This window comes from Pseudomonas sp. S3_E10, from assembly GCF_054667615.1.
The window spans coordinates 3778460-3801375 of sequence record NZ_CP162743.1 but is presented as its reverse complement, the minus strand read 5'-3'; the positions used below and the strand labels follow the sequence as shown (position 1 = coordinate 3801375).

Below are 22916 nucleotides of genomic sequence, written 5' to 3'. Positions count from 1 at the left end.
TTTATTGTTATGCAACGTGATGCGTACCCTAGTCCTGAGGCGGGCGGTTGTTGAAGAAGTATTCAGCGGGGTGATTGAGGGCCATGCATAGAACCCCATGTGTACAAAACCAGTGTGGGAGGGGGCAGCAAGCCCCCTCCCACATTTTGCCTCCACTTCGATCCGGGATCAGCGCACGCCCTCAGCCCGCAAGGCCGCCGGGGTGTAGTCCGCCGCCTTGGCCGCGAAGCCGAACACGAAGCTGCTTTTCTCCTCGTTTTTCATGCCCAGCGCGATGTAGCGCCCGGCGATCAGGTCATACAGGGTTTCCACCGTGTAGGCCGGCACCTGGTGGTCGTAATAGAACTGCGCATGGCCTTCGGCAACCCGCCACAGTTGGCCGCGGCCGTCGTAGTGATCCACCAGCGCGACTTGCCAGCTGTCTTCGTCGATGTACATGTGGCGCTTGGCATAGATATGCCGCTCGCTGGGCTTGACCGTACCGACCACTTCCCACACCCGGTGCAGTTCGTAGCGGGTCAGGTCCTGGTTGATGTGCCCGGCCTTGATGATGTCGTCGTACTTGAGCGAGGGCGAGTCGAGCTTGTAGCTGTTGTAGGGGATGTACATCTCTTTTTTGCCCACCAGCTTCCAGTCATAGCGGTCGGGGGCGCCGGAGAACATGTCGAAGTTGTCGGTGGTGCGCAGGCCGTCGGAGGCGGTGCCCGGGCCGTCGTAGGACACTTGCGGCGCGCGTCGCACGCGGCGTTGGCCGGCGTTGTAGATCCAGGCCAGGCGTGGCTCCTTCACTTGGTCGAGGGTTTCATGCACCAACAGCACGTTGCCCGCCAGGCGCGCAGGGGCGGTGACCGATTGCTTGAAATAGCTGAGCACGTTGGCCGCCTTGGCCTGATCGATATCCGGGATCGCTTGCGGCACCGCCACTTCTTCTTCGAAGCGGATCGGCGTGTAGCTGCCGTTGGTCTGCGGGGTGGCCTGGGTAATGATGCGGCGCAGGTTACCGCCGTGGTAACGGGTGATGTGGTTCCACAGCACCTCCACGCCGTTCTTCGGAATCGGGAATGCGTAGTAACGGTTGCCGGTGAAGTTTTCCAGGCCGTTACCGTCATTGATCGCCTTGACGTTCAGCGCGCTGCGCTTGATCGACTCGTAGATATCCGCCGGCAGGTTGACCGTACGGTGGCTGGGGTACACCGGGATCTTGTAGGTCTCGGGGTAGCGCTTGAACATCGCCACCTGGCCGTCGGAGAGCTTGTCTTTGTACTTGTCGACGGTGGCGGCGGTGATCACGAACAGCGGTTTTTCGCTGGCGAATGGGTCGGCAAGGAAACCTTTGCTGTCCACCGCGCCGGCGTTTTTCGGGATGCCGCCGGTCCAGGCCGGGATCGAGCCGTCGGCGTTGCCGGCCTTTTCGGCACCGACCGGGGTCAGGATGGTGCCCAGCTTGGCGGCTTCTTCCGGCGACACCGCCGCCATCACGTGGGCGGCCAACAGACTCAGGGCCAATACTGCAATTGTCTTACGCATAGGTTCTTGTCCTTCTTTAAGCCAGATCAGAAGTTCACGCCGAAACTGAGGGCGAGGAAGTCACGGTCGGTCAGGGTGTTGTAGTCGCCACCGAAGAAATCGGTGTAGCTGAGGCTGGCGGTGTAGGTGCTGCGGTAGTCCGCATCCACGCCGACGCTGATGGCCTTGGCGCCTTTATTGAACAGACCGTTGGGACCGTAACCGGCCACGTCATGGGACCAGGACAGGTTGGGCTTGAGGTTCACCCCGGCAATCGCGTTGTTGTAGTCCAGGATCGCCCGCGCGCGGTAGCCCCACGAGGTGGAAGTGACGAAACCGTCGGTGTCGCCCTGGAAACCATAGGCGCCGTACACCGAATCACGGCCGTAACGCAGTTTGGATTTATCTTCCAGCCCGGCCACGTGTACCACGGCCGCTTCGCCCACCAGCGTCAGGCGTTCGGCGCCCAGCACCTGGTCGAAGAACTGAGTCAGGGAGCTTTGGATCTGGGTGATTTCCTTGCGACGATAACCTTTGTTGTCGCTGCCGAAATTGCTGCGGATGGGCGAGGCGAGTTGGCCGGACGTCGGGTTGATCAGGGCCAGGGTCAGGTCGGTGGTATTCAACTGCACCGGGGCATTCGGGCGATAGCTGATCTCACCGGTCCACGCGGTGCCGGTGGGCAGGGTGGTGGAGAAACTGGCCCCAAACAGGCGGATATCTTCCGGATATTCAAGGTAGTACTGGCCACGGCCGAGCATCGTGCTGGTGACCAGGCTATCTCCCGTATTCGGCCGCAACAGGTTGGAAAGGTCGCGGATGGCGTCCATCGTCGTCGCGTTGGAGTTGTTGGTAATTGTCCCCACAGTCGGCGTCCGGCTGTGGTAGTTCATAAAGTACAAACCGTACTCGGTGTCGTCCCCCAACCACCGCAGGGCGGCGCCAAATTGACCGGAATCGCGAGCATCACGGTCGCCGGCGCGGCGTACGATCACCCCTTCATTGGTTACCCCAAAGCCTTGGCCAAAGCGCGCGGCCACGGGTTGCAACGGTGCAATCGCCGGGCTGCCCACCGTGTAATTACCCGTGCAACCATCCGCCGCCACATCCCCACCGAAGAACGTGCCGCAGTTATCCAGCACGGTCTGGTCCCACTCCAACTGGTAGAAACCCTCCACGGTCAGCTGGCTGGTCAGGCTCTGGGACGCGAATAGCATGTTCACCGGGATCAGGCCTTCCTTGATCTCGGCACCGGGCCGACGGAAGGCCGACACGTCAATGGGGTTGATGCTGTTGATGGAGTTGCCGATGAAGGTACTTTCGCCCCAACTGACCACCTGCTTACCGGCGCGCACGGTGCCCGGCAGGTCGCCCAGGGAGTAGTTGTGGTAGACGAACGCATCGAGGATCTGCGCGCCGCTGGATTTGGCGCCTTCCTTGCGGTTGTGGTCGCTGATCTGTTTGAACTCGCGGTCTTCGTCCTTGAGTTCAAAGTCGTACCAGTACTTGCCGCGAACGAACACACCGGTGTCGCCGTATTTGAGCTCAAGGTCGTGCAGGCCCTTGAAGATCTTGGAGAAGGTTTCGCCCTTCTTGAAATTGAGCCGCCCGTCATCCCCGGTGGACGCTTGCCCCGTACCGCCGTTGACGGTGCCGACCAGGCTCTTGTCGGCATCGCGCATGCCCCAACTCGCACCCACCGACAACGACGAATCGAATTGCCCTTCGATCTCGCCAATATTGAACGAAACAGCCTGAGCCTGGGCACAGCAACCCAAGGCAACCGTAGCGGCCAGCGCCTGTGGCGTGAAGATGGCGCGCATTGTTGTTTTTGTCATGCGTCTTCCCCGGTGAGTGACAGAAGGCTCCACCCTACTGCCGCGCATCGGGAGCGATAAGCGCACCAAGGAGGGATTCGCGTTGTCGCTCAAAAGGATTACCGGGCGCTCTGGCTGGGGTCTTGGCGACGGCATGGATCGGGTGGATGGTGGCTTATCAGGGGGATGGATGGCGCCCAGGGCAACTGTTGCCGTATCGGTAACAGTCCTTGTTCCGAAGCGCTATTACTCATTGTGTTACCAACGGCTATTCTTGCCGGGCTTTCAGGGCAAACCGCCCGCTTCCGCCACCGGAAGAAAAGCCATGTTCAAATGGATTGGTGCCTGTTTTCAATCTGTTACCGGTGTTCACTGACGTTGATTTGTCGCTCCTTGATCCAACGTCTTACTTCGGCCGCTGCGTTTGCAGCGGCCTTTTTTATGCCTGGAATAAAAACGGGGCGCCCATGGCGCCCCGTCATATTCAAGGGTATTCAAGCAACGATCACAGGCTGTATTTCTGCAGGTTGGCCATCATCTCCTTCAACGCCTCGATGTTGTCTTGAGGATGGGCTGCGCCTTCGAAATCGCAGATCTGCTGCCAGTGCGCCGCCACGTCATCGGGCGAAAAACCGGCCTCGGGGTCAAAACCCACACCCAGGCTGCGCTCCCAGCGGGTCTTGCCGACCCAGCCGCCGCCCACTTCGAATAGACCCGAGGTTTCCTGGCACGCCTCGCTGCCCAGGTACACCACCAGCGGGCTGACCAGCTCCGGCTTGAGGCGCTCGAATACCTGCGGCGGGATCAGGCCTTCGGTCATGCGCGTGCCGCCGGTGGGGGCGATGGCATTGACCAGGATGTTGTTCTTGCGCCCTTCCAGCGCCAGGGTGCGGGTCAGGCCATACAGGCCAAGCTTGGCCATGCCGTAGTTGGACTGGCCAAAGTTGCCGTAGATGCCCGAAGTGGACGCGGTGAAGATCACCCGGCCATACCCTTGCTCACGCAGATGGGGCCAGGCGGCGCGGGTGACTTTGTAGGCGCCTTCGACATGCACGCGGTAAACCAGGTCCCAGTCGGCGTCGTCCATTTTGTGGAAGGTTTTATCGCGCAGGATGCCGGCATTGTTGACCACCACATCGATGCGGCCGAAGGCGTCCAGTGCGTGCTGCACGATCTTGTCACCGTCGGTGACAGAGTCATGGTTGGCCTCGGCGATACCGCCCGCCGCGCGGATTTGCGCCACCACCCGATCAGCTGCCGACGCATTGGCGCCTTCGCCCTGGGTAGAACCACCCAGATCGTTGACCAGTACCTTGGCCCCGTGCCTGGCGAACAACAGCGCATGGGCCCGGCCCAAGCCGCCGCCGGCGCCGGTGACGATCACGACCTTATCCTGGAACTGCACTGACTCACTCATACCGAACTCCAATGGCGACAATGGCAATGGGTGGAGTGTCAGGCACAGCGTCTCTGGTCACAATAAAAACGGCCAGGGCTGAATGGTGCTCGATAAGGCTGGGGGATGATCCTGCGGCTCAGGAATAAGCCACTCGCGACTCAACCTGCCGGATGCGCTCACGAAACGCCAGGTAGTGCTTGAGCACCTGCACCGGCGCCTCGATCTGCGGGTAGTGGCCGATATTGGCGAGCAACACCGTGTCGGCGTGGGGCACCAACTGGTGGTAACGCTCCAGCATATGAACACCGGAGATGGGGTCGAGCTCGCCGTTGATCAGCTTCAGCGGCACCTCACCCTGCTGCATCGCCGTAACCCAGCGCTCACGCAGGCGCCGACGCTGAGGGATGTAGGCAATCAATTTGTGCAGGATGCGCGTGCCGTCATTGCCGTCGATCAGGCTCCAGAAGTCGTCCAGGGCGCTTTCGCTGGGGCGGGTATCGGGGCCGAAAATCTCGTTGAAGCTGTTCGCCAGGGCATTGCGCCCGAAGGCTCGACCGATCATCCAGCCCAATGGGCTGAGCAAGAGCTTTTGTACCAACGCCGGGCGATGGGTTTCCGGGAACAACCCGCCGTTGAGAAACACGCAACTGGCCATCCGGAACCGGCCCTCGGAATGGCGAGCCAACAGTTCCTGGGCGACGCTGTCCCCGTAGTCATGGGCCAGCACATGCACCGGCTGCTCAACCCGCAGGTGTTCGAGCAGGGCTTGTTGCACATCCGCCTGCTCCAACAGGCAGTAGCCGTGATCGAGCGGCTTGGCCGAATCGCCGAAGCCGAGCATGTCACACGCAATGACCAGGTTGTGCTGGGTCAGGGGCTGCCACAGGTAATGCCAGTCCCAACTGGCCGTGGGGAAGCCATGGATCAACAGCAAGGGTTCGCCCTGCCCCGCCACCCAATAGCGGAGGGTGTGGCCGCGAAAATCGAAACTCTGGCTGCGCTTGCGCCAGGCTCTGAGGGGGATCTCGGCGAGTGGCATCAGCTTCTATACCCAGGGTCTTGAGCATCCAATTTACGTAGCAACGCCGGCCAGGCCAGCGCGCCCCCCATACCTTGAGCACTCTTGGTGACCGCCGCCACCATGGCCTTGGCGCCCGCCAGAATCTGCGGGCCGATGGCGATCAGTTCCGCGCCGCCGTTTTGCGCCAGCACCTGGATATCGCAGGCACGCTGGAAGGTAAACATCATCAGGAAGGTGTCGGCGATGGTGTTGGCGCAGGTCAGCAGCCCATGGTTGTGCAGCATCAGGAAATGCTTGTCGCCCAGGTCGGCTTGCAGGCGCGCCTTCTCTTCGTGATTCAGCGCCACACCCTCATAGGCGTGATAGGCCAGGCTCGACAGCACGAAGATCGATTGCTGGCTGATCGGCAACACACCTTGCTTTTGCGCGGCCACCGCAACACCGGCGGCGGTGTGGGTGTGCAGCACGCAGGTCACGTCGTGACGCACTTCATGGATGGCGCTGTGGATGGTGTAGCCCGCCGGGTTGATCTCGTAGGGGCTGTCCATCAGCTTGTTGCCGGCCTGGTCGACTTTGACCAGGCTCGACGCGGTGATCTCGTGGAACATCAGCCCGTAGGGGTTGATCAGGAAATCATCGGTGCCCGGCACCTTGGCCGAGATATGGGTGAAGATCAAATCATCCCAGCCATGCAGCGCCACCAGGCGGTAGCAGGCCGCCAGGTCGACACGGGTTTGCCATTCGGCAGCGCTGACCTGGTCTTTGACATTCTGCGGCGATACAACCGGGGCTAGGCTCACGGCAATGACCTCCTTGGCGCACGTTCTTATTGTTTTTTAAGTGATGGGCCAGTCTAGTCAGACGCCCTGGCCGAAGGAGTTGCCTTCGCAGCCAGCTTGATGACCGAGCGAGTCAGCTGTGAGGATAGTTTAATTTTGTTTAAACGGCGTCAAAGAGACGCCGTCAATAAAACTGCCGCGCACCGTCGGCAAAGCCCGTTCAATTGCGCAGTGCGCTAACCAATTCGGCCAGCCAAGGCTCGGCGTCGGCTTCCGGGGTGACGCTTTCGCTGGCGTCCAGGCGCAACATCGGCAGCACTTCATGTACACCCAACTCACCGAACAACTCGCGCATCTGTTCGCCGCCGCCACAGAAGGTATCGCCGTAGCTCGCATCGCCCAGGCCGATCACCGCGCCGGGCAGGCCACGCCAGGCGGCGGGCAACTGATCGCGAATGGTCGAGTACAGCGGTTGCAGGTTGTCGGGCAATTCGCCCATGCCGGTGGTCGACGTCACTGCAAGGAAGGCCTGCGGGGCAAAGGCCTGCACCTCGGCCAGGGTAGCGCGCGGGTTGTGCAAGACTTCAAAACCGGCGTTATTGAGGATGCCTGCGGCGTGGCGGGCGACTTCTTCAGCCGTGCCGTACACCGAGCCGGAAAGGATGGCGACTTTCATCAATCTGATCCTGTGGTTGAGCGAAAGGCTGGGATATTAACAGCGGTGCAAAAATTTCGCGGCACGCCATGCAAGATTGTGAAGTTGCCATAAACTGTCTCACTCCTCACTCAGCCATGGATCGCCTAATGATCAACGCCAAGCTGATGCAAATGATCGTCAACGCTTCCAACGACGGCATCGTGGTCGCCGAACGCGAAGGCAAGGACAAGCCGCTGATCTACGTTAACCCGGCCTTCGAACGGCTGACGGGCTACACGCTGGATGAAATCCTCTATCAGGATTGCCGCTTCCTGCAATCGGGCGACCGCGATCAGCCGGCCCTGATGGCGATTCGAGAGGCCTTGGAAGACGGCGGTGCGTGCCGGGAGATCCTGCGTAATTACCGCAAGGACGGCAGCCATTTCTGGAATGAGCTGTCACTTTCAACGGTGTATAACGAGGCCGATAAACAAACCTATTTTGTCGGCGTACAAAAGGACGTCACGCTCCAGGTCAAGGCCCAGCAGCGTGTTACCCAGTTGGAAAGCGAACTGGCGGGGGTCAAGGCCGAGCTGGCCGCGCTCAAGGCGACGAGCGGATCTAACAAAATTTAGAATCCGCAGCCATTCGGTAGGATAATGGCACTTTAATGCCCTTCTATTGAGCAACCGCGATGCCACGCAACGCACTCTTGACCCAAGACGAACTGGATTTCATCCAGAGCATGCAGCACAACCCGCAACTGAACCTGCATGAGGCTTCGTCGAGCCTGACCGTCAATGGAGGCGCACAGATTCGCGACTTGCTCACCCGGCTGGCGGCCCACGACCAGGTCACCATCCAGGCGCAGTTCGACAACCAGCAACTGACCTTCCCTCTGCATCTGGTCGAAGATGAGTTCAATGCGGTGCATCTGCGCTTGGGGGTACCGAGCATTTTCGAAGACGGGCCGATGATCCGGCCGTGGCGCATGGCACTTGAGGAACCGGTGGCATTGGAGAACGTCAGGGGTACTCCTGGCGCGCTTTGGGTGCATGAAGTGTCGTTCAAGGGCGTGCTGGTGGAAATTCGCGGCCGGATCAAACCACCCAGGACCTTTTCACTATGGTTCAGCCCGTCCGGCTACGAACGCATCGCGTTGCGTGGCGCGCTGGAGCGGGAAACCGCCCGTGGCCTGCTTGCCTACCGCTTGAGCCAGACTGATGGGGGCGAGACCGAGCGCCTGCGCCAGTTCATCCTGCATCAACATCGCCTGATGCACCCGCACGTGCACGCCTGACCTCAGGTATCCAGGCTGCCATACAGAAACTGCTGCAAGCGGCGCTGCATCAAGCGCCCTTCACTGCCCAGGCAACCGACGGAAGACCCCGCGAGGTCGTGTTCCGCCAGGTCCGAAGCGGCCCCGGCGACGAACAGCGGGCAGTCCAGGGTCTGCGCCAGACGGTTCAGGCGCCCGACCAGTTCGTGGTTATGTGAATAGTTGGAGAACAACACCAGCGCCTTCGGACGAGCCTTCTCACACACCAGCGTCAACTCATCAAATGGCTGGCCCATGCCCAGCACCTTCACGGCCAGGTCTTCCCGGCTCATCAGCATTGCCGCCACCAGCAACTCCAATTTACGGCACTCGCCGGGCATCGCCGCCAGCAATACCCGAGGTGCAGGCGACGCGCTCGCCAGGTGCAAGCGCTCAAAGGTATGGATACGCAGGAAAGAGTCGTAAAACAGCCATTCACTGGCCTGGCCGAAACGGCCTTGATGACGCAACAGTTCATTCCAGAGGGGCATCAAGATGTCTTGGAATGCCACGCTGAGGGGGTAGGTCGCGCAGATCTGGCCATACAGGCATTCCAGTTGACGATCATCAAAGGCACTGACGGCCTGCCGCAGGCGGGCCCGCCACTGCGACCACTCGCACTCTTCGACGGCGCCCCGCTGAGCGCGAACCGCTTCGGCCTGCTGCTCGTCGCGGGCAAGAATTTTGCCCACTTTGCTGACCGCCACCCCGCGCTCAATCCAATCGAGAATACGATTGACGGTCACGATATCGGCTTGGGAGTAGAGACGGTGCCCGCTTTCGGTGCGCAGGGGCTGGATCAGGCCATAACGGCGCTCCCAGGCACGCAGGGTGACCGGGTTGACGCCTGTCAATCTCGAGACTTCACGGATTGGAAACAACGCGTCGGCGTCGACCGGTTCCAGATGCGAAAGACTATCAATGGGAGCAGTAATCACGGGCATTTGAGAGCAAAACACCGACGGATATTGGGCGCTTATTTAACGCCTTTACACCTGTCTTTTTCAAGTTCTGTGCTTTTCGGACCAATGTCGCTGATTTATTGCGCTAAAACAGGAATAATTCTTGCCTGTCTGCTCTGGTGAAAAGAGCAACGACGCGGCACCACCCCGCAGCGTCGTCCGTGCACCACCTACCCGGTTGAACGCACCCGAATACTTGGAGATACACAATGTCTACCTCTCCCGTCACCTTGATGGTTGCGCGCCGCGTCGCCAAAGGTCGTTACGAAGAACTGATGGCCTGGCTGCGCGAAGGCGAGCAACTGGCTACGGACTTCCCCGGTTACCTGGGTTCAGGCGTGCTCGCGCCACCGCCCAACGATGATGAGTTCCAGATCATTTTCCGCTTCGCCGACGAAAAGACCCTGCACGCCTGGGAGTTTTCCGCGTCCCGCAGTGCCTGGCTGAGCCGTGGCAGCGAGCTGTTTGCCGACCCCTCCGAGCACCGCGTGCGTGGCATCGATGGCTGGTTCGGTGCGGTGGGTTCAAGGCCGCCGCGCTGGAAGCAGGCCGTGGCGATCTGGCTGGCGTTTTTCCCGGTGTCGCTGCTGTTCAACTTTGTACTGGGGCCATTGCTCAACGAATTGGCCCTGCTGCCGCGCGTACTGGTCAGCACGCTGGCGCTCACACCGCTGATGGTTTACCTGTTCATTCCGCTGTCGACCCACCTGCTTTCGAACTGGCTGCATCCCGCGCCGGCACCGCGCAAGGCCACCGAAGCGGCGGCGTGAGTACAGGGGCGGCCCGTCGCTGGTATGATTTGCGCCTGCCAGCGACGCGAGCCTCCCATGACTGCAACGAACGCCCCGATCCTGATCACCGGCGCCGGCCAGCGCGTCGGCCAACATTGCGCCCAGCGCCTGCTGGACGAGGGCCAGTCGGTGATTTTCAGCTACCGCAGCGAACGCCCCGGCGTGCAGGCCCTGCGCGAACGGGGTGCGATCGGCGTGTTTGCCGATTTCTCCAGCGAGGCCGGGATCCTGGCGTTTATTGCTGAACTGAACACCCATACCCAGAGCCTGCGTGCGATCATCCACAACGCTTCGGCCTGGGTCGCGGAAACGCCAGGCGATGAAAGTCGCGCGTTCAGCGACATGTTCAGCGTACACATGCTTGCGCCCTACCTGATCAACCTGCATTGTTCACCGTTGCTGCAACGCTCATCACCTGCCGATATCGTGCATATCAGCGACGATGTGGTGCGCAAGGGCAGCCGTCAGCACATCGCCTATTGCGCCACCAAGGCGGGGCTCAACAGCCTGACACTGTCATTTGCCGCGCAGTTTGCGCCGCAGATCAAGGTCAACGGCATCGCCCCGGCGATGGTGATGTTCAACGCGGACGACGACGCGGCCTACCGCGCCAAGGTCCTGGCCAAGTCGGCATTGGGCATCGAGCCCGGCCCCGAGGTGATCTACCAGAGCGTGCGTTACCTGCTGGACAATCCCTATGTCACCGGTACCACCCTGACCGTCAACGGCGGGCGGCATATCAAGTAAGCCGTTTGTGAGGATGTTGTATGACTTTATCCCTGCCCCACCATTACCGTGAGATTCTCAAGGGCTTGGGTGAAGACCCGGAGCGCGAAGGCCTGCTCGATACGCCCAAACGCGCCGCCAAGGCCATGCAATACCTGTGTCATGGTTATGAGCAGAACCTGGAAACCATCGTCAACGGCGCACTGTTCGCCTCCGACAACGACGAGATGGTGATTCTCAAGGACATCGAGTTGTACTCGCTGTGCGAACACCACCTGCTGCCCTTTATCGGCAAGGCTCACGTGGCCTATATTCCAACCGGCAAGGTGCTGGGCCTGTCAAAGCTGGCGCGCATCGTCGACATGTTCGCCCGGCGCCTGCAGATCCAGGAAAACCTCACGCGGCAAATCGCCGACGCCATCCAGGACGTGACCCAGGCCGCCGGTGTGGCGGTGGTGATCGAGGCTAAGCACATGTGCATGATGATGCGCGGTGTGGAAAAACAGAATTCAACCATGAACACCTCGGTGATGCTCGGCGCCTTCCGCGAGTCGAACACCACGCGCATGGAGTTCCTGCAACTGATTGGACGGAGCAAGTAGCAATGCCACAACTTCAACCAGGCATGGCGCGCATCCGGGTCAAGGACCTGTGCCTGCGCACCTATATCGGCATCAATGAGGACGAGATCCTCAACAAGCAGGATGTGCTGATCAACCTGACCATCCTGTATGCCGCCCAGGAAGCCGTGCGCGACAACGACATCGACCATGCCCTGAACTACCGCACCATCACCAAGGCAATCATCGCCCACGTGGAGGGCAACCGTTTTGCCCTGCTCGAGCGCCTGACCCAGGAGTTGCTGGACCTGGTGATGAGCAATGAATCGGTCCTGTACGCCGAAGTCGAAGTGGACAAGCCCCATGCGCTGCGTTTTGCCGAGTCGGTTTCGATCACTCTGGCGGCCAGCCGCTGATAGTTAAGTGAGCCTTATGAACGACCAACAACGCCTCGAACTCGAAGCCGCAGCCTTCCGCAGGCTGGTGGCGCACCTGGACAGCCGCAAGGATGTGCAGAACATAGACCTGATGAACCTCGCCGGTTTCTGCCGCAACTGCTTATCCAAGTGGTACAAGGCCGAGGCCGATGAGCGCCAGATCGACGTCAGCCTCGATGACGCCCGTGAAGTGGTGTACGGCATGCCGTACGCCGAGTGGAAAGCCCACTACCAGAAAGAAGCCAGCGCCGAGCAACACGCGGCGTTCGTCAAAGGAAAAACCCATGACTGATTTGAACACCCTGCGCGCAAGCCTCAACAGTGGCGAACACGCGTTTGCCGACACCTTGGCCTTTGTCGCTGCCGGCTACGACTACCAGCCGCAATCCTTCACCAACGGCGGCGTGGAAAACGCCGCCGGGCAGAACGAAGGTTCGTGCAAGACCCTGGGTTTGGCGCTGCTGGAAGGGTTGAGTGACCAGGAGGCGTTGCTGGCGTTTGGGGAGCATTACCGTTCGGTGGTGGCTACGCCTGAGGGCAGCGATCACGGCAATATTCGGGCGCTGATCGAGCATGGCCTGGCCGGTGTCAAATTCACCGCACAGCCTCTGATCCGCAAACCCTAAGCCAGACGCAAACCAAAATGTGGGAGGGGCGGTGCGACGATTCGACTTGCTCCCGATAGCGGTGAATCAGCCAAAAATCCGGTGACTGACACCCTGTTATCGGGAGCAAGTCGAATCGTCGCACCGCCCCTCCCACATTTGTTTTTTTGCGGCGTTGGTTAGAACGAAGCGTCCTTCAACCCATCGAGGTACCGCTCGGCATCCAGAGCCGCCATGCAACCGGCGCCGGCCGAGGTGATGGCCTGGCGGTACACGTGGTCAGCCACGTCACCCGCAGCAAAGATACCTTCGATGTTCGTCGCGGTGGCATTGCCTTCACGGCCGCCCTGCACCACCAGGTAACCATCCTTGGCTTCCAGCACACCTTCGAACAGCGAAGTGTTCGGGGTGTGGCCGATAGCGATGAACACACCGTCGACTTTCAGCTCGTCGAAGCTGCCGTCGTTGTTCTTCAGGCGGGCACCGGTCACGCCCATGTTGTCGCCCAGGACTTCGTCCAGGGTGGCATTGAGCTTGAGGATGATCTTGCCTTCAGCGACACGGGCGTGCAGCTTGTCGATCAGGATCTTCTCGGCGCGGAACGTTTCGCGGCGGTGAACCAGAGTCACGGTGCTGGCGATGTTGGCCAGGTACAGCGCCTCTTCCACGGCAGTGTTGCCGCCACCGACCACGGCGACCGGCTTGTTGCGGTAGAAGAACCCGTCGCAGGTGGCGCAGGCCGAAACGCCCTTGCCCATGAACGCCTCTTCCGACGGCAGGCCAAGGTAGCGGGCGCTGGCGCCGGTGGCGATGATCAGCGCGTCACAGGTGTACACGCCGCTGTCGCCGGTCAGGCTGTAAGGCTTCTTGGAGAAGTCGACCTTGTTGATGTGATCAAACACGATCTCGGTTTCAAAGCGCTCGGCGTGCTCTTTCATGCGTTCCATCAGCGCCGGGCCGGTCAGGCCGTGGACATCCCCAGGCCAGTTGTCGACTTCGGTGGTGGTGGTCAACTGACCGCCCGCCTGCATGCCGGTGATCAGCAGCGGCTTGAGGTTGGCCCGGGCAGCATAGACGGCAGCGCTGTAACCGGCAGGGCCGGAACCCAGAATAATCACTCGCGAATGACGGGTATCAGACATGACTCGCTCCTATCGACCGCCCGGACTACAAGACGGCTGGAATAAAAAAGGACCGCGAAGCACTTGGGGAAGGCTTGAACTCGCAGATCCTGAAAATAATGGGTGCAGCGTATAGAGGGGGGCAAGATTAAGGAAATACGGAATAACAATCCAGCTCATAGGTGGTCTCTATGCAGTCGGCTCGGTCAATCGACAGGTTTGTTACCGCTGATGTCGCCGCTTTCGCCCGGAATACAAAGCCGGTAAGGTCGGCGCGTTCGTCCCTATGCTCGGAGTTTTCCATGCCTGCCCCTGCTCTTTCCGGCCCGCAATACCTGCGTGAAGGCCTCAAACTGGTGCTGAGCCCTGGCTTGCGCCTGTTTGTGCTGCTACCGCTGGTGATCAATCTCGTGCTGTTCGTCGGCCTGATTTATTTCGCCGGTCATCAGTTCAGCCTCTGGGTTGACCATTTGATGCCGACCCTGCCGAGTTGGCTGAGCTTTTTGAATTACCTGCTCTGGCCGTTGTTTGTGGTGCTGGTGGTGCTGATGGTGTTTTTCACCTTCACCATGCTCGCCAATATCATCGCGGCACCGTTCAATGGCTTTCTCTCGGAAAAGGTCGAAGTGGTGGTGCGTGGCACCGATGACTTCCCGGCCTTTAGTTGGGGCGAGCTGATCGCCATGGTGCCGCGCACCCTGGCCCGTGAAATGCGCAAGCTGGGTTATTTCCTGCCGCGGGCCATCGGCCTGTTTATCCTGTCGTTTATCCCGGTGGTCAACCTGATCGCCGCGCCGTTGTGGCTGTTGTTCGGCGTGTGGATGATGGCGATCCAATACATCGACTACCCGGCCGACAACCACAAGCTGGGCTGGAACGAAATGCTCGCCTGGCTGCGCCAGAAACGCTGGCAGAGCATGAGCTTCGGCGGGATCGTCTACCTGGTGCTGCTGGTGCCGGTGCTCAACCTGCTGATGATGCCGGCGGCGGTGGCCGGGGCGACGTTGTTCTGGGTGCGCGAGCAGGGTGCCGAGGCGATGGCCGTGGCGAAAGTGACCCCGTCATAAATCCATCATCTGCACGACACAATGGCGACATGGCCCACAGGGACACTGTGGGTCATGACGACTGCTTTGCTTCATATCACCCTGATTACCGAAACCTTCCCGCCAGAGATCAACGGAGTGGCCAATACCCTTGGCCGCCTGTGCGAAGGGCTACGTGCGCGTGGCCATCAAGTCGAACTGGTACGCCCACGCCAGGGCGCCGACCAAAGCCGCCCCAGCGACGACCAATTGTTGTTGTGCCGTGGCTGGCCGTTGCCCGGTTACCCAGGCCTGCAATTGGGTCAATCTTCGATGCACAAGCTGCTGCGACGCTGGACACGGCAGCGCCCGGACGTGCTGTATATCGCCACCGAGGGGCCGCTGGGGCTGTCGGCCTTGCGGGCGGCGCGGCGCTTGGGGATCAGCGTGGTCAGCGGTTTTCACACCAACTTCCAGCAGTACTCGAACCAGTACGGTTTGAGCCTGTTGAGCCGCATGGTCACGCAGTACCTGCGCTGGTTTCATAACCGCTCCACCCTGACCCTGGTGCCCAGCGCCAGCCAGCGCCTGGAACTGGAGCGTCGGCATTTCGAACGCCTGGGGATGTTGTCGCGTGGGGTCGACAGCCAACTGTTCCACCCGATCAAGCGCGACAACGCACTGCGTGAGGGCTGGGGCTTGGCAAACGACGATATTGCCGTGCTGCACGTTGGGCGCCTGGCCCAGGAGAAAAACCTCGGGTTACTCAAACGCTGTTTCGATGCCTTGCGGGCAACGTACCCACAGCGCCGGATGCGGCTGATCATCGTCGGCGACGGCCCGCAACGCCTGTTGCTGGAGCGCGAGCTGCCCGACGCGGTGTTTTGCGGGACCCAGCGCGGCGAGGAACTGGCAAGGCATTACGCCTCTGGGGATCTGTTCCTGTTCCCCAGCCTGACCGAAACCTTTGGCAATGTGGTGTTGGAAGCAATGGCTTCAGGGTTGGGCGTAGTGGCTTATGACCAGGCGGCCGCCACCCAGCACATCCGCCATGGCTACAACGGTGTGCTGGCGATGCCGGGGGATGAGGATGCGTTTTGCGATGCGGCCATTTGGCTGCTGGAAGAACGGGAAACGTTGCGCAGGGCGCGCCTGAATGCACGCCAACACGCCAGCCGCCAGGGCTGGCCGGCGATTATCGAGCAGTTCGAACAGCAACTGCGTGGGGCGTGCGGCGAGCAGCCTGCGCTTGCGGGGGCCTCGCGCCTGATCTGACACGCGTGAGGCTTGTCAGATCGCTGGCGCCGCTTAGACCAGGGTCGTCAACGCCTCACGACTGAACGGCAGAATATCGCCCTCGCGACCTTCCCGTACCTTCACCGCCCACTCCGGATCAACCAGCAGCGCACGGCCCACGGCAACCAGATCGAACTCATCGTTGTTCAGGCGCTCCAGCAGTTTCTCCAGGCTGGCTGGCTGCGCAACTTTGTCGGTGTTGACCATGAACTGCAGGAATTCGCCATCCAGGCCGACGCTACCCACCGTAATGGTCGGTTTGCCGGTGAGTTGGCGGGTCCAGCCGGCCAGGTTGAGGTCGGAGCCTTCGAATTCCGGCTCCCAAAAACGGCGGGTGGAGCAGTGGAAAATATCCACGCCCGCGTCGGACAACGGCTTCAGGAACTCACCCAGCGCTTCAGGGGTTTGCACCAGGCGTGCGGTGTAATCCTGCTGCTTCCACTGGGAGAAACGGAAGATGATAGGGAAGTCCGGGCCGACGGCTGCGCGCGTGGCCTGGATCAATTCGATGGCAAACCGCGAACGGTTGGCCAGGCTGCCGCCATATTCGTCGGTACGCTGGTTGCTGCCTTCCCAGAAGAACTGGTCCACCAGATAGCCGTGGGCGCCGTGGATCTCTACACCGTCCATGCCGATGCTTTGTGCATCCTTGGCGGCTTGAGCGAAGGCATTGATCACGTCCTTGATGTCCTGGGCGCTCATGCCGTGGACGACCACCGTGCCATCTTTGAGTTTTTCCATCGGGCCATAAGCCGGCACGCTGGCATCCGGCTCGGTGCCGATACGCCGCACGCTGCCCACGTGCCAGAGTTGCGGGACGATCTTGCCACCCTCGGCGTGGACGGCATCCACCACCTTCTTCCAACCGGCCAACGCAGCCTCGCCGTAAAAATGCGGCACATTCGGGTACCCATTGGAGGCCTGGTGACCGACCACGGTGCCTTCGGTGATGATCAGGCCTACGCCGGCCGCCGCGCGGCGACGGTAGTACTCGATGACGTTGGAATTGGGAACGCCGCCAGGAGAAAACGAGCGCGTCATCGGCGCCATGACCACACGGGTCGACAGCTGCAGTGCACCGAGCTGGAAGGGTTTGAACAGGGCTTGGACAGGCATGCGGGCACTCCACGAAAGACGAGGTTTATGACGCGGATAATATGGGCCGTGCCCGGTGCTGAGTAGCACTATTGATCTGGGTGATTAAAGGGTAAAAGCGGCAAAGGTTAGACGGGGCTGCTGCGCAGCCCAACGCGGGCAAGCCCGCTCACCCCAAAAGCCCAGTGGGAAGGGTCAGATCAGGGCTTTTTCGATGGCCTGGATGACTGTGGGATCATCCGGCGCCGTGCGTGGCGAGAAACGCGCGAGTACGCGACCGTCTTTGCCGAGCAGGAATTTCTCGAAGTTCCAGGTGATATCCCCTGGAAACTCGGCGCCCTCGCCTGCCAGCAAGCGGTACAGTTGGTGACGATCAGGGCCGTTGACGTCGAGTTTGCTGCCCAGGGGGAAGGTCACGCCGTAGTTCCGGCTGCAGAACGTCTGAATCTCTTGCTCGGTACCCGGCTCCTGGCCTGCAAATTGGTTGCAGGGAAGGCCCAGCACGGTAAACCCCTGGTCCTTGTATTGCTGATAGAGGTTTTCCAACGCCGCATATTGCGGGGTCAAGCCACACTTGGACGCCACATTGACCACCAGCACGACTTGCCCCTTGAAGGGCGCCAGCGGCAGTTCCTGTCCGTCTAAAGCTTTGAGTTTAAGGTCGTGGAAAGCACTCATGACGAACTCCAGATATTCCAGGTCTTTGCATTGCAGTGATTCGAGATTACAACCCGCAAGCCTGCAATCATAGACGCCGATTACAAAACTCGCCTGCGGGTTACTGAGCGGTCGCCCACGGCAAAATCGGAATCGCGGTGACGGCGTTCTGCGGGCTGCCTTCGATGAGGCGATCGCTGTAGACCAGGTACACCAGGGTGTTGCGCTTCTTGTCGAGGAAACGCACCACTTGCATGGTCTTGAACACCAGCGAGGTGCGCTCTTTGAACACTTCGTCGCCGTCCTTGAGTTCGCCCTTGAAGCGGATCGGCCCCACCTGACGGCAGGCGATCGAGGCTTCGGCACGGTCTTCGGCCAGGCCCAGGCCGCCTTTGACCCCGCCGGTCTTGGCGCGCGACAGGTAGCACGTCACGCCTTCGACCTTGGGGTCGTCAAAGGCTTCAACGACGATCCGGTCATTGGGGCCGACAAACTTGAACACCGTCGACACCTGGCCAATCTCTTCGGCCGAGGCCAGCAGCGGCATGGCCAACAGCAGGCCGAGTAATCCCTTCATCACGCGCATCGTGTACTTCCTATGGTTAAACCAGGATCAGGTTGTCGCGGTGAACCAGTTCCGGTTCGGCCATATACCCCAAAAGCCCGACAATGGCGTCAGACGATTGCCCAATAATTTTCTGCGCTTCCAGGGCGCTGTAGTTGGCCAGGCCACGGGCGATCTCGCGACCGTCCGGCGCGACACACACCACCATTTCGCCACGGCGGAAGCTGCCCTGCACCAGCTTGACGCCCACCGGCAGCAGGCTTTTGTTGCCCTGGGAAAGTGCCGAGACCGCACCATCGTCCAGCACCAGGGTGCCACGGGTCTGCAGATGCCCGGCCAGCCACTGCTTGCGCGCCGCCAGCATGCCGCGCTCCGGTGACAGCAGCGTGCCAATGCGCTCACCGGCCTTGAGACGGTCCAGTACGCGCGCCAGGCGGCCACCGACGATGATGGTGTGGGCACCGGAACGCGCGGCCAGGCGCGCGGCGCGCAGCTTGGTCTGCATGCCGCCACGGCCCAGGGCACCGCCGACGCTGCCGGCCACGGCGTCCAGCGCCGGGTCATCGGCACGCGCTTCATAGATAAGCTGGGCATCGGGGTTGTTGCGCGGGTCGGCGTCGTACATGCCGTCGCGGTCGGTGAGGATCACCAGCAGGTCGGCTTCCACCAGGTTGGCCACCAGGGCGGCCAGGGTGTCGTTGTCGCCGAAGCGGATTTCGTCGGTGACCACCGTGTCGTTCTCGTTGATCACCGGGATCACCTTGAGCTCCACCAACGCGCGCAAGGTGCTGCGGGCGTTGAGGTAGCGCTTGCGGTCGGACAGGTCGTCGTGAGTCAGCAGGATCTGCGCCGTGTGGCGGCCGTGCTCGGCGAAGCTCGATTCCCAGGCTTGCACCAGGCCCATCTGGCCGATGGCGGCGGCGGCTTGCAGTTCGTGCATCGCGCTGGGTCGCGCGGTCCAGCCGAGGCGGCTCATCCCGGCGGCAACCGCTCCGGACGACACCAGCACCAACTCCACGCCCGCTTCATGCAAGGCCACCATCTGTTCAACCCAGACGCTCATGGCTGCCCGATCCAGGCCCTTGCCATCTGCCGTCAGCAATGCACTGCCGATCTTTACGACCCAGCGCTGCGCACCTGTCACTTTGCTCCGCATCATCTTCAACCTTAGAGTGAGGGCCGCGCGACCCAGCGCGCCCCATAACGTTATTAGTGACTACGTATACCCAGATACCAAAACGCCGCTCATGTGAGCGGCGCTTAAGTTTACTGCAACGAATCAGTCGCGCACGTAAATGATTTCCGGACCGTCTTCATCATCCACGTCTTCTTCGTCCCAATCGTCGTCGCCGATGTCATGGACCGACTTCACGCCGCTGCGGCGCAGGGCACGCTGGTCGTCCAGGGCTTGCAACTGGGCGCGGGCTTCGTCTTCGATCTGCTGGTCGAGTTCGGCGAGTTCGGCCTTGTACACCGGGTCGGCCGCCAGGCGGTCGGCGCGGTCTTCCAGGTAGCGCATGATGTCGCGGGTCAGGCGTTCGGTGCCTTCTTTGGCAATGGCCGAGATCACGTAGACCGGACCCGTCCACTCCAGGCGGTCGACGATTTCCTTGACGCGCTCCTCGTGCTCTTCTTCGAGGATCTGGTCGCACTTGTTCAGCACCAGCCAACGATCACGCTCGGCCAGAGCCGGGCTGAACTTGGTTAGTTCGCTGACGATCACTTCGGCCGCATCCGCTGCGCTGGTCTCATCCAGCGGCGCCATGTCGACGAGGTGCAGCAGCAAACGCGTGCGCGACAAGTGCTTGAGGAAGCGAATCCCCAGGCCCGCGCCATCGGAAGCACCTTCGATCAGGCCGGGAATATCGGCGATCACAAAGCTTTTCCAGCGGTCGACGCTGACCACGCCCAGGTTTGGCACCAGGGTGGTGAACGGGTAGTCGGCGACTTTCGGCTTGGCGGCCGAGACCGAGCGAATGAAGGTACTTTTGCCGGCGTTCGGCAGGCCCAACAGGCCAACGTCCGCCAGTACTTTCATTTCCAGCTTGAGGTCACGCTGCTCGCCCGGCTTGCCCGGCGTGGTCTGGCGTGGCGCACGGTTGGTACTGGATTTGAATCGGGTGTTACCCAGACCGTGCCAGCCGCCCTGCACCACCATCAGCTTCTGGCCGGCCTTGGTCAGGTCGCCGATCACTTCCTGGGTCGCGGAGTCGATGATCGTGGTGCCGACCGGTACGCGCAGTACCAGGTCTTCACCTTTTTTACCGGTGCAATCGGTGCTGCCGCCGTTGGAGCCACGCTCGGCATCGAAGTGCCGGGTGTAACGGTAGTCGACCAGGGTGTTGAGGTTTTCGTCGGCCATCATGTAGATGGAACCGCCGTCACCGCCGTCACCGCCGTTGGGACCACCGTTTTCGATGAATTTTTCGCGACGGAAACTCATGCAACCGTTACCGCCGTCGCCTGCTTTTACTCGGATGGAAACTTCATCAACGAACTTCATAACAAAACGCCTCTCGCCGCACGGACGAGCTTAAAAAACCAAGACATAAGACTCTTGCAAAAATGAGCGCAGCGACCTCAAACAGCGACCGCCTATCCAGCGCCTGAGCCCATTACAAACAGCTTTGCAAGAGACTCACTCCACAAACGAAAAAGCCCCGTCGCAAGACAGGGCTTTTCCAGCGATCTCGCAATTAAGCTGCGACAACGCTCACGTAACGGCGGTTGAACGCGCCTTTTACTTCAAACTTGATCACGCCTTCGATTTTCGCGAAGAGGGTGTGATCTTTACCCATGCCTACACCGTAACCGGCGTGGAATTGGGTGCCGCGCTGACGCACGATGATGTTGCCCGGAATGATTTTCTGGCCGCCATACATCTTAACGCCAAGGCGTTTGGCTTCTGAGTCGCGACCGTTACGGGTACTACCACCAGCTTTTTTGTGTGCCATGAGTCAATTCTCCTAGTGAGGAATTAGGCTGAAATTAAGCCTGAATACCGGTGATTTTGATCTCGGTGTACCACTGGCGGTGGCCCATACGCTTCATGTGGTGCTTACGACGACGGAACTTGATGATGCGGACTTTATCGTGACGACCTTGGGAGATCACTTCAGCCACAACGGTAGCGCCAGCAACAACTGGAGCGCCGATGTTCACGTCATCGCCATTGGCGACCAACAGAACGCGATCAAATGTCACGGAGTCGCCAGTAGCGAGTTCCAGTTTTTCGATCTTCAGGTATTCACCTGGGGCGACCTTGTATTGCTTGCCACCAGTAACAATTACTGCGTACGACATGGTATTTCTCCGATAATCCTGCTCACCCAGCTCTTTATAAGAAGAGGTATTGGCTGGCATGGCTGCATGGGATGGACGTCCCGAATGCAATTGCGTAAGGCAGGTGCTGCCCAGGAAGTTCAGGGTGCGCGATTGTACGCAAGCTATTGAGGCCTTGCAAGTGGCCGTCTATCGCGCCTTGACACTGCGGGGTCAGGGTCCTAGCATGCCGCGCAACCCTTCTGGAGCGACTGTCGCTGATGCAACCCCAAGCTTTCTACCGCGCGGTCGCGGACGATTTTAGCGCCGTCGACGGCATCATCAAGCAGCAGCTGACGTCTAAAGTGCCGCTGGTCTCCAAAATTGGCGACTACATTACGTCGGCGGGCGGTAAACGCCTGCGTCCTTTATTAGTGTTGCTGTGTGGCAAGGCCCTGGGCCGTGAAGGCGATGACCTGCGCCTGCTCGCCGCCACCATCGAATTCCTGCACACCGCCACCCTGCTGCATGACGACGTGGTCGACATGTCCGGCATGCGCCGTGGCCGCGAGACCGCCAACGCGATGTGGGGCAACGCCCCGAGCGTGCTGGTGGGCGATTTCCTGTATTCGCGCTCGTTCGAAATGATGGTCGAGCTGGGCTCGATGCCGGTGATGAAGATTCTCTCCCAGGCCACGCGCATCATCGCCGAAGGCGAAGTCTTGCAACTGTCGAAGGTGCGTGACGCCAGCACCACCGAAGAAACCTATATGGAAGTCATTCGCGGCAAGACCGCCATGCTCTTCGAAGCCTCCACCCACAGCGCCGCCGCGCTGTGTGGCGCCACCGTCGAACAGGCCGAAGCCCTGCGCACCTTTGGCGATCACCTGGGCGTGGCGTTCCAACTGGTGGACGACCTGCTCGACTACCGTGGCGACGCCGAAACCCTGGGCAAGAACGTCGGTGACGACCTGGCAGAAGGCAAGCCGACCCTGCCGCTGATCTACACCATGCGCGAAGGCACGCCGGAACAGGCCGCCCTGGTGCGCAAGGCGATCCAGAAAGGCGGCATCGAAGACCTGGAAAGCATCCGCGCTGCCGTGGAAGCCTCGGGCTCGCTGGACTACACCGCGCAACTGGCGCGTGACTACGTGGCCCGCGCAATCAAATGCCTGCAAGCCCTGCCGGCCAGCGAATACCGGGATGCCCTGGTTGAGCTGAGTGAATTTGCGGTGGCGCGTACGCACTAAAATAGTTGCATGTAGGAGGGGGCTTGCTCCCGATGGCGGTATGTCAGTCACCGGATCTGCTGGCTGACACACCGCCATCGGGAGCAAG

Annotated in this window: 26 protein-coding genes; 11 read left to right on the top strand and 15 right to left on the bottom strand. The window is 60.7% G+C overall.

The features are described from left to right. Positions 1 to 168: 168 nt before the first annotated feature. The 6 genes from AB4N98_RS17340 to AB4N98_RS17315 all read right to left on the bottom strand — a co-directional run bounded on the left by AB4N98_RS17340 (position 169) and on the right by AB4N98_RS17315 (position 7198). A complete protein-coding gene (locus AB4N98_RS17340; protein WP_217855365.1) occupies positions 169 to 1527 on the bottom strand; it encodes a DUF1329 domain-containing protein in 1359 nt (452 codons plus the stop codon). Positions 1528 to 1553: 26 nt separating this feature from the next. After that, positions 1554 to 3344: a DUF1302 domain-containing protein gene (locus AB4N98_RS17335; RefSeq protein WP_460148841.1), complete on the bottom strand. Its 1791-nt coding sequence runs from the start codon at positions 3342 to 3344 to the stop codon at positions 1554 to 1556. A gap of 484 nt (positions 3345 to 3828) precedes the next feature. Next, positions 3829 to 4740, bottom strand: coding sequence for an SDR family oxidoreductase (locus AB4N98_RS17330; protein ID WP_017531107.1), 912 nt, complete (start codon positions 4738 to 4740; stop codon positions 3829 to 3831). A 118-nt stretch (positions 4741 to 4858) separates the two neighbouring features. Then, a complete protein-coding gene (locus AB4N98_RS17325) occupies positions 4859 to 5761 on the bottom strand; it encodes an alpha/beta fold hydrolase (protein WP_065876564.1) in 903 nt (300 codons plus the stop codon). Beyond that, positions 5761 to 6543 (bottom strand): class II aldolase/adducin family protein, encoded by a 783-nt coding sequence (locus AB4N98_RS17320; RefSeq protein ID WP_017531109.1) that lies wholly within the window; start codon positions 6541 to 6543, stop codon positions 5761 to 5763. The genes AB4N98_RS17325 and AB4N98_RS17320 overlap by 1 nt, the downstream gene beginning before the upstream one ends. A gap of 199 nt (positions 6544 to 6742) precedes the next feature. Further along, positions 6743 to 7198: a flavodoxin gene (locus tag AB4N98_RS17315; protein WP_017531110.1), complete on the bottom strand. Its 456-nt coding sequence runs from the start codon at positions 7196 to 7198 to the stop codon at positions 6743 to 6745. A gap of 128 nt (positions 7199 to 7326) precedes the next feature. On the opposite strand from AB4N98_RS17315, the gene AB4N98_RS17310 reads away from it, so the two are divergent. Together AB4N98_RS17310 and AB4N98_RS17305 are read left to right on the top strand one after the other, a co-directional pair. Further along, entirely contained in the window at positions 7327 to 7794 is a 468-nt protein-coding gene (locus AB4N98_RS17310) for a PAS domain-containing protein (protein WP_017531111.1), read from the top strand. A 59-nt stretch (positions 7795 to 7853) separates the two neighbouring features. Then, a complete protein-coding gene (locus tag AB4N98_RS17305) occupies positions 7854 to 8459 on the top strand; it encodes a hypothetical protein (RefSeq protein WP_065876565.1) in 606 nt (201 codons plus the stop codon). A gap of 2 nt (positions 8460 to 8461) precedes the next feature. Here AB4N98_RS17305 and AB4N98_RS17300 read toward each other — a convergent pair whose 3' ends face one another. Further along, the gene (locus AB4N98_RS17300) at positions 8462 to 9421 is read right to left on the bottom strand and encodes a MerR family transcriptional regulator (RefSeq protein WP_460148840.1); all 960 of its coding nucleotides are present in this window, start codon (positions 9419 to 9421) and stop codon (positions 8462 to 8464) included. A gap of 227 nt (positions 9422 to 9648) precedes the next feature. Here AB4N98_RS17300 and AB4N98_RS17295 point away from each other — a divergent pair, with 227 nt between their 5' ends. Genes AB4N98_RS17295 through AB4N98_RS17270 form a run of 6 tightly spaced genes read left to right on the top strand, consistent with a single transcriptional unit; the run spans position 9649 to position 12579 of the window. Continuing rightward, positions 9649 to 10209, top strand: a complete 561-nt coding sequence (locus AB4N98_RS17295) for an antibiotic biosynthesis monooxygenase (RefSeq protein ID WP_460062896.1) — start codon at positions 9649 to 9651, stop codon at positions 10207 to 10209. A gap of 57 nt (positions 10210 to 10266) precedes the next feature. Next, complete coding sequence (folM, locus tag AB4N98_RS17290; protein ID WP_065876567.1) at positions 10267 to 10977, top strand: dihydromonapterin reductase; 711 nt, start codon at positions 10267 to 10269, stop codon at positions 10975 to 10977. 20 nt (positions 10978 to 10997) lie between these two features. After that, positions 10998 to 11558, top strand: a complete 561-nt coding sequence (gene folE, locus AB4N98_RS17285) for a GTP cyclohydrolase I FolE (RefSeq protein WP_065876568.1) — start codon at positions 10998 to 11000, stop codon at positions 11556 to 11558. Between the two features lie 2 nt (positions 11559 to 11560). Next, positions 11561 to 11932 (top strand): dihydroneopterin triphosphate 2'-epimerase, encoded by a 372-nt coding sequence (gene folX, locus AB4N98_RS17280; RefSeq protein ID WP_003176029.1) that lies wholly within the window; start codon positions 11561 to 11563, stop codon positions 11930 to 11932. A 16-nt stretch (positions 11933 to 11948) separates the two neighbouring features. Beyond that, complete coding sequence (locus tag AB4N98_RS17275; RefSeq protein WP_017531117.1) at positions 11949 to 12245, top strand: DUF1244 domain-containing protein; 297 nt, start codon at positions 11949 to 11951, stop codon at positions 12243 to 12245. After that, positions 12238 to 12579 carry a HopJ type III effector protein gene (locus AB4N98_RS17270; protein ID WP_460148839.1) on the top strand — a complete coding sequence of 114 codons (342 nt, stop codon included), beginning with the start codon at positions 12238 to 12240 and terminating at the stop codon, positions 12577 to 12579. The genes AB4N98_RS17275 and AB4N98_RS17270 overlap by 8 nt, the downstream gene beginning before the upstream one ends. Positions 12580 to 12737: 158 nt before the next feature. Here AB4N98_RS17270 and trxB read toward each other — a convergent pair whose 3' ends face one another. After that, positions 12738 to 13700 carry a thioredoxin-disulfide reductase gene (gene trxB / locus AB4N98_RS17265; protein ID WP_017531119.1) on the bottom strand — a complete coding sequence of 321 codons (963 nt, stop codon included), beginning with the start codon at positions 13698 to 13700 and terminating at the stop codon, positions 12738 to 12740. A gap of 281 nt (positions 13701 to 13981) precedes the next feature. On the opposite strand from trxB, the gene cysZ reads away from it, so the two are divergent. After that, entirely contained in the window at positions 13982 to 14746 is a 765-nt protein-coding gene (cysZ, locus tag AB4N98_RS17260; RefSeq protein ID WP_017531121.1) for a sulfate transporter CysZ, read from the top strand. Positions 14747 to 14800: 54 nt separating this feature from the next. Next, positions 14801 to 15979 carry a glycosyltransferase family 4 protein gene (locus AB4N98_RS17255; protein WP_460148838.1) on the top strand — a complete coding sequence of 393 codons (1179 nt, stop codon included), beginning with the start codon at positions 14801 to 14803 and terminating at the stop codon, positions 15977 to 15979. Positions 15980 to 16012: 33 nt separating this feature from the next. Here AB4N98_RS17255 and AB4N98_RS17250 read toward each other — a convergent pair whose 3' ends face one another. The 7 genes from AB4N98_RS17250 to rplU form a co-directional block, all read right to left on the bottom strand. Further along, positions 16013 to 17116, bottom strand: coding sequence for an NADH:flavin oxidoreductase (locus AB4N98_RS17250; protein ID WP_017531123.1), 1104 nt, complete (start codon positions 17114 to 17116; stop codon positions 16013 to 16015). 174 nt (positions 17117 to 17290) lie between these two features. Continuing rightward, complete coding sequence (locus AB4N98_RS17245) at positions 17291 to 17773, bottom strand: glutathione peroxidase (RefSeq protein WP_116079750.1); 483 nt, start codon at positions 17771 to 17773, stop codon at positions 17291 to 17293. Positions 17774 to 17873: 100 nt separating this feature from the next. Beyond that, positions 17874 to 18338, bottom strand: coding sequence for a CreA family protein (locus AB4N98_RS17240; RefSeq protein WP_017531125.1), 465 nt, complete (start codon positions 18336 to 18338; stop codon positions 17874 to 17876). A gap of 16 nt (positions 18339 to 18354) precedes the next feature. Next, entirely contained in the window at positions 18355 to 19473 is a 1119-nt protein-coding gene (gene proB, locus AB4N98_RS17235; protein ID WP_026067516.1) for a glutamate 5-kinase, read from the bottom strand. A 123-nt stretch (positions 19474 to 19596) separates the two neighbouring features. Then, a complete protein-coding gene (gene cgtA, locus AB4N98_RS17230) occupies positions 19597 to 20820 on the bottom strand; it encodes an Obg family GTPase CgtA (protein ID WP_003176048.1) in 1224 nt (407 codons plus the stop codon). Positions 20821 to 21013: 193 nt separating this feature from the next. After that, complete coding sequence (rpmA, locus tag AB4N98_RS17225) at positions 21014 to 21271, bottom strand: 50S ribosomal protein L27 (RefSeq protein WP_003176049.1); 258 nt, start codon at positions 21269 to 21271, stop codon at positions 21014 to 21016. Positions 21272 to 21305: 34 nt separating this feature from the next. Further along, positions 21306 to 21620, bottom strand: a complete 315-nt coding sequence (rplU, locus tag AB4N98_RS17220; RefSeq protein ID WP_017847748.1) for a 50S ribosomal protein L21 — start codon at positions 21618 to 21620, stop codon at positions 21306 to 21308. Positions 21621 to 21859: 239 nt separating this feature from the next. Between rplU and AB4N98_RS17215 the strand changes: the two genes are divergently transcribed. Next, positions 21860 to 22828 (top strand): polyprenyl synthetase family protein, encoded by a 969-nt coding sequence (locus AB4N98_RS17215; protein ID WP_017531128.1) that lies wholly within the window; start codon positions 21860 to 21862, stop codon positions 22826 to 22828. Positions 22829 to 22916 lie beyond the last annotated feature (88 nt).